The organism is Tsukamurella conjunctivitidis (assembly GCF_007858475.1).
GTDB lineage: Bacteria > Actinomycetota > Actinomycetes > Mycobacteriales > Mycobacteriaceae > Tsukamurella > Tsukamurella conjunctivitidis.
The window spans coordinates 1-609 of the sequence record NZ_VIGX01000166.1 but is presented as its reverse complement, the minus strand read 5'-3'; the positions used below and the strand labels follow the sequence as shown (position 1 = coordinate 609).

Genomic DNA, 609 nt, shown 5'->3' with positions numbered 1-609 from the left:
AGCACGCGCGGCGCGGCGACGGAGGCCACGACTCCTGCGGCGGAGGCCAGCAGGGCCAGCACCAGCAACAACCAGTCCGGGCGCAACTCGCCCATCAATCGGCGCAGGTTGGGGCCGAAGTTCTCCGAGCGCTGTCCGGGGGCGACGCCCCGGCCGCCCCGGGGTCCGGGTCCGTGGCTCATGCTGCCTCCTCCTCGCTCATCTGGGACGCGACGATCTCGCGGTAGGTCTGGGAGGACTCCATGAGTTCGGCGTGGGTCCCTCGGCCCACCACCTTCCCGTCCTCCAGGACGACGATCGTCTCTGCGTGGCGGATCGTGGCCACGCGTTGGGCGACGATCAGCACTGCTCCTCCCTGGACGTAGTCCGGCAGGCCCAGTCGCAGGCGGGCGTCGGTGGCGTAGTCGAGTGCGGAGAAGGAGTCGTCGAAGACGTAGAGGTCGGCGCGACGGTACAGGGCTCGTGCGATCGACAGGCGCTGGCGCTGGCCCCCGGAGAAGTTGGTGCCGCCCGGCTCCACACGGGAGTCGATGCCTGCGTCCAGACGCGAGACGAACTCGGTTGCCTGTGCTCCCTGCAGTGCCCATTCGACGCGCTCACGCTGGGCGG

At 70.3% G+C, this 609-nt stretch carries 2 protein-coding genes; both read right to left on the bottom strand.

Annotated elements, in window-relative coordinates:
* The coding region (locus FK530_RS24870; protein WP_146489475.1) for a hypothetical protein at positions 1 to 182 on the bottom strand (182 nt) is incomplete at its 3' end.
* A partial coding sequence (locus FK530_RS24865) for an ATP-binding cassette domain-containing protein (RefSeq protein ID WP_146489474.1) occupies positions 179 to 609 on the bottom strand: 431 nt, incomplete at its 5' end. The genes FK530_RS24865 and FK530_RS24870, both read right to left, overlap by 4 nt.